This window comes from Methanoregula sp., from assembly GCF_002835825.1.
In the GTDB taxonomy this organism is placed as follows: Archaea; Halobacteriota; Methanomicrobia; order Methanomicrobiales; family Methanospirillaceae; genus Methanoregula.
In genome coordinates this window covers 1-4,488 of sequence record NZ_PIZH01000184.1, presented here as the reverse complement: position 1 = coordinate 4,488, position 4,488 = coordinate 1, and the positions used below count along the sequence as shown (strand labels likewise).

5 protein-coding genes are annotated in these 4,488 nt (G+C 58.2%); 3 read left to right on the top strand and 2 right to left on the bottom strand.

Annotated elements, in window-relative coordinates; all coding sequences use genetic code 11:
* Positions 1–1,404: glycoside hydrolase family 113 (locus CW742_RS07730; protein WP_292418739.1), on the top strand; the 1,404-nt coding region annotated here is incomplete at its 5' end.
* Positions 1,405–1,433: 29 nt separating this feature from the next.
* On the opposite strand, the gene CW742_RS07725 is transcribed toward CW742_RS07730, so the two are convergent.
* Both CW742_RS07725 and CW742_RS07720 read right to left on the bottom strand, forming a co-directional pair.
* Complete coding sequence (locus CW742_RS07725; protein WP_292418736.1) at positions 1,434–2,966, bottom strand: beta-ribofuranosylaminobenzene 5'-phosphate synthase; 1,533 nt, start codon at positions 2,964–2,966, stop codon at positions 1,434–1,436.
* 70 nt (positions 2,967–3,036) lie between these two features.
* A complete protein-coding gene (locus CW742_RS07720; protein ID WP_292418734.1) occupies positions 3,037–3,411 on the bottom strand; it encodes a type II toxin-antitoxin system PemK/MazF family toxin in 375 nt (124 codons plus the stop codon).
* A gap of 93 nt (positions 3,412–3,504) precedes the next feature.
* Here CW742_RS07720 and CW742_RS07715 point away from each other — a divergent pair, with 93 nt between their 5' ends.
* Together CW742_RS07715 and CW742_RS07710 are read left to right on the top strand one after the other, a co-directional pair.
* Positions 3,505–3,834, top strand: coding sequence for an AN1-type zinc finger domain-containing protein (locus tag CW742_RS07715; RefSeq protein WP_292418731.1), 330 nt, complete (start codon positions 3,505–3,507; stop codon positions 3,832–3,834).
* Positions 3,835–3,998: 164 nt separating this feature from the next.
* Positions 3,999–4,488, top strand: a 490-nt coding sequence (locus CW742_RS07710; RefSeq protein WP_292418728.1) for a hypothetical protein, incomplete at its 3' end; no start/stop codon positions are given.

Below are 4,488 nucleotides of genomic sequence, written 5' to 3'. Positions count from 1 at the left end.
GCGTACGGGGAGTCCATGGCTGTTGCAACCGGAACAAAAATGACTGTTCCGGTCGAGGTATCCGTTCCGGCAACAACTGATACGGTCACCCTCACCCTCAACGGGCAGAAGTACTCAATGGAAAGAGTGACGGATTATTATTTCCGGAATCATGGCATCGCCGTCACTTCAGGCGATCCGCTCCAGTACTCATTCGGCTCCGGAGGAAAAAGTACAGCGGTGAAATCATCCACGCTGAGAACCAATACCTCGCTGCGAACCGGGCTCCCGTGGGCAGACACCCCGGTTGTTCAGAAGCCCGGGTTCCAGAAAGGGTACGTGATCATGGATGCCGGGGGAATGATCATCACGCCGCTCCGGCAGAACCAGCTCTTAAGCACGTATGATGCCATGAAAGAGGATGGCGGGGAATGGTTCAGTTATGATTATTACTGGACGTACGGGGACTATACAAAACCCGAGATCCTGGACGAAGGCAATCTCATTGCCGATCATACGACGGCGGACGATATCGCAAAGATGGCACAGCAGGTGCATGCAAAGGGGATGAAGTTCTTCCTCCTCACCGAACTGGAATGGAACCTGCTCCCCGGGGAACGCGAGGGTCTTTCCTGGGACGAGTTCTTCAAGAAACTGAATGAGAAGTGGGACCGGGGCGGAGCGTTTGATCTGGAGATGGGCAGACGCCTCACCGAGCACCCGGAGGACCCGGAGGTACAGGCATACTGGGACCGGTGGTTCGAGCAGTTCACGCCGTTCATGCTGAGGGCAGCCGAGATCAGCGAGAAGAACAACATCGAGATGCTCTCACTCGGGAAACAGCTGGACGGGGCAATGAACAGGAACAACGAAGAGCGCTGGCGGGCGTTGATCAAAAAAGTCCGTGCGGTCTATCACGGGAAACTGACCCAGACCGTGTACTGCGAGGAATATACAACGTTTGACGGCGCAAAGGACATCCCGTGGGCTGACGAACTCGATTACATCACCATCTATTATTACAATACATTCTCCGACAAGGAACATCCCTCAGTCGATGAACTCGCCGCGTCCATGGATAATTTCAACCGGAAACAGTTCGATCCGCTGTATGCAAAGTACAAAAAACCCCTGATCTTCATCCTGCCGTTCCAGAGCAGGGACCATGCCGCACAACAGGACTGGTTCGAGCCGCTGGCCTCCTCGCCATCGGTGCAGCAGGACCTTGTCGGGCAGTCCGACCTGTATGAGGCGTTCTTCAGGTCCACGCTCGATGAACCCTGGCTTGCCGGCGCCTACTCCTGGGGTTACTGGATCGAACCCGGGTTCAACCCGAAATACTCGTTTGAGAAGTCATCATCGGTGCGGGGGAAACCAGCGGCTCTCGTCCTCCAGCGCTGGTTTGCAGAGGTCAGTCCTGCCTGATCCCTGCACTCTTTTTCTCCCCTTGCGGGTCATACTACCCGCACGCCCGCCCCGCTGTTCCGGGCAGACGTGATGATAGTTGTTCCTCCAAAGGACTCGTCCATGAATGATCGGGCTGCCCGTTCCACGGACATCATGTTCGTATCCCCGAACGCATAGACGGCCGGCCCAAACGAACTCATCCCGGCACCGGCGGCACCGGCCCCGCGGAGCACCGGCAGGAGACCGGTTACAGCCTGAGGCTGGAGACTGAGCTCGACCTTCTTGAACCCGAGTTCCTGGACATTGTTGATTGCGGAACCAAAGAGATCGAGATCCTGCCCGGCAAGCCCCGGCAGCATCCGCATCAGCACCTCGTGGGAGAGGGCCCGGACCTCATCGAGCGGGACCGGGCAGCGGGTCCGGAAGATGTCCGCTTCCTGCCCGCCGCTTGCCCCCGCCGGGACCGCGGGAATCGCAAGAAGGATCTTCCAGTCCTGCGGGAACTCGTGCCGGACAATGACGGGAGGAGGGTTAACGCCCCGCGATGCAGATGAAGGACGGAAGTCTGTCTTCTCCCCACCTGCACCGAACCGGTGCCCGCCATCGATGATGAACCCGCCCCGGTCGAATGCCGCAGTCCCGATGCCGGAGGTCCCGCCCCTCCCCGTTAGACAGGCAAGTTCGCGTGCTGTCAGGTGCCGGTCGTGGAGCACAGCTACCGCTTTTGCAACAGCAAGGGCAAGCTGCGACCCGGACCCGAGGCCGACATGGGCGGGGAACTGTTTCCTGACCGTGATCGCAACGTTCCCGCCAAGCCCGAGTTTCTGCAGCACATCCGCTGCCACCTGCCGGACCCGCTCCTGTATGATCGGGTCGCAGCCGGCAACAGAGAATTCCGGTGCGAGTTCCGCTTCAAGGAGGATGCCGGGCTCGTCCAGCGGGATGCCGATGCCCCCGTCCACCCTGCCCGAACCGCCATGCATATCGATGAGCGAGATATGGATTCGCGAGGGCGTGTCCACGATAACCCGGCGGGTGTCGAGGAACCGGTTATAGGGGAACTGCTCTTCGATAAAGATGAGCGGCTTGCCGCCATGGATGATCTGGTACTGCCGGCAGAGGAGCGGCTCGCTTTTACAGATGGCAAAGATCCTGCCTGCCTCTTCTGACGCGGGGAGGACCCGGGCAGTGAGGATCTCGCGTCGCGCCTCGATTTTATGCTGCGCAATGATCTTCCCGATAGGGATGTCGGCCTTCATGAGATCGTCTTTGAATTCCGGAGAGAGACGGCTGACCGGTGTGTGCGACACCGCATAGATCAATACTTCGCCGTTCTCCGCGGTCGTAATCTCCACGACCCGGAAATTAACCGGATCACCTTCCGCGATGTCCAGGTGTTCTGCAGCGGCGGTGTCGGCCGGAACAATCTCCTGTACGAGCGTCTTTATGAGAACGTTTTCTCCGGTGATCGATTCCAGGAGCTGGGTGACCGATCCATCTGTCCCGAGCAGGAACTTCTGGACGGGAGAGATCTTTCCCACTTCGGCCTCCATCTTCCGGATTGCATCCCTGATGTCCATCCAACCATCGTTATCGCACCGGATGATAAGGATACTGATGCGGTGACCGATCTGGAAAAACAGTCGATCGTTACCGGGTCTTCCGCAACAGTCCGGTTGCGGATCTTCCCGGCTCAGCCGGCCCTGCCACACGTGTCAGGATCTCCGCAAGCGACTCCCCGTTCAGCCGGCCCTTCTTGCCGATAACCGCCCCGTTCCTTAGCGAGAGTACCCTTGATGTCATGATATAACTCTCGGAAAAGAGGTCGAGCCCGCCGGTGGCAAAATCGTCGATGGAGAGCGGCAGGCAGGGCGCATCGGAGGGCGGTTTGCTGCTGACCGGGCAGATGCGGATAGTGCCGGACTCTTCAGTACCGATGACAATTGCCGGCCGGGTCTTGGGTGAGGTACGGTCGTCCAGCGCAACCGATGCAAGAATGACATCTCCTTTCACGTACTGCCCCATAAACAGATATCCGGCGCGAAACGGGATAAGCGATCGTGTTGCCGGATGATTCGGACGGGAATTATTTATTCCATGTACAACAGAGGATGATGCATGACACGCTGCGATCATTGCGGCAACGAGACGACTCTTCCGTTCACCTGCCAGCACTGCGGCGGGAAGTTCTGTTCGGAATGTCGGCTCCCGCCCAACCACAACTGCACAGGGATCGGCAGCTGGAACAGGAAACCCCGGCCAGCCGTGGGCATGAGCTACAGCAGGGGAGGCGGCGTAAGCGCGACCGGCGGGATTGCAGCGGATACCCGGCGTGGGGCTGCAAAGAAAACAGGGGGAGGAGTCCCGTACCTGAAGATCATGATCGCGATCATCATCCTGATTATTCTCGGGTTTCTTGGACTCCTGCTTGCAGGGTTCCGGTTTTGATGGCGAGGCCCTCCATCCGGTGAGTGGTAAAACCCCCCATCCGGAAACGACCGGGGAATCCGGTTGTTGTCCGGCATCCGGCCCGGTTCTCGTAACAGTTTTTTATGAAGCCGACAGAAGAAACCTGTATGCAAAATAACAAACCTGTCCCCGGGATTTCGTTCATGACCGGATTTTTCTGGGGGATCGTTGTCCTGGCAGTTGCCCTGGCACTACTGATCTCTCTCCTTTCCGCGAATGCTTTTCTCGCCTACAGCAATTATCTCCAGATCATTACTGCGTTTACCGGAGGAGCTGCCCTGCTGGTACTCTGGCAGAAGTCCCGCGATCAGAAGTTCCTTCTTTGGACCGCGGCCGGGTTCCTTCTTTGGGGTTTCTCGAACATCGGCTGGTACGTGAATGCCCTCATGGGGTTCCGTAGCCAGTCGTTCCCTGCCATCTTCGATGCCGGGCTTATCCTCTCCATCTTTCTGATGGGGTACGCGTTATGGAATGGTCGGCCGGGGAAAAAGATCCCCATCCCCGCGTTGTCTGCCCTGCTGGTCGCCAGTCTGATCGTTCCGGCGGGGGTCATTTTTGTGTCCGGCACAAGCATGGCGGCCCTGGCCACGCTTGGGTATTTCCTTGCCTTCTGGGTGCCAATTTCCGGTTGGT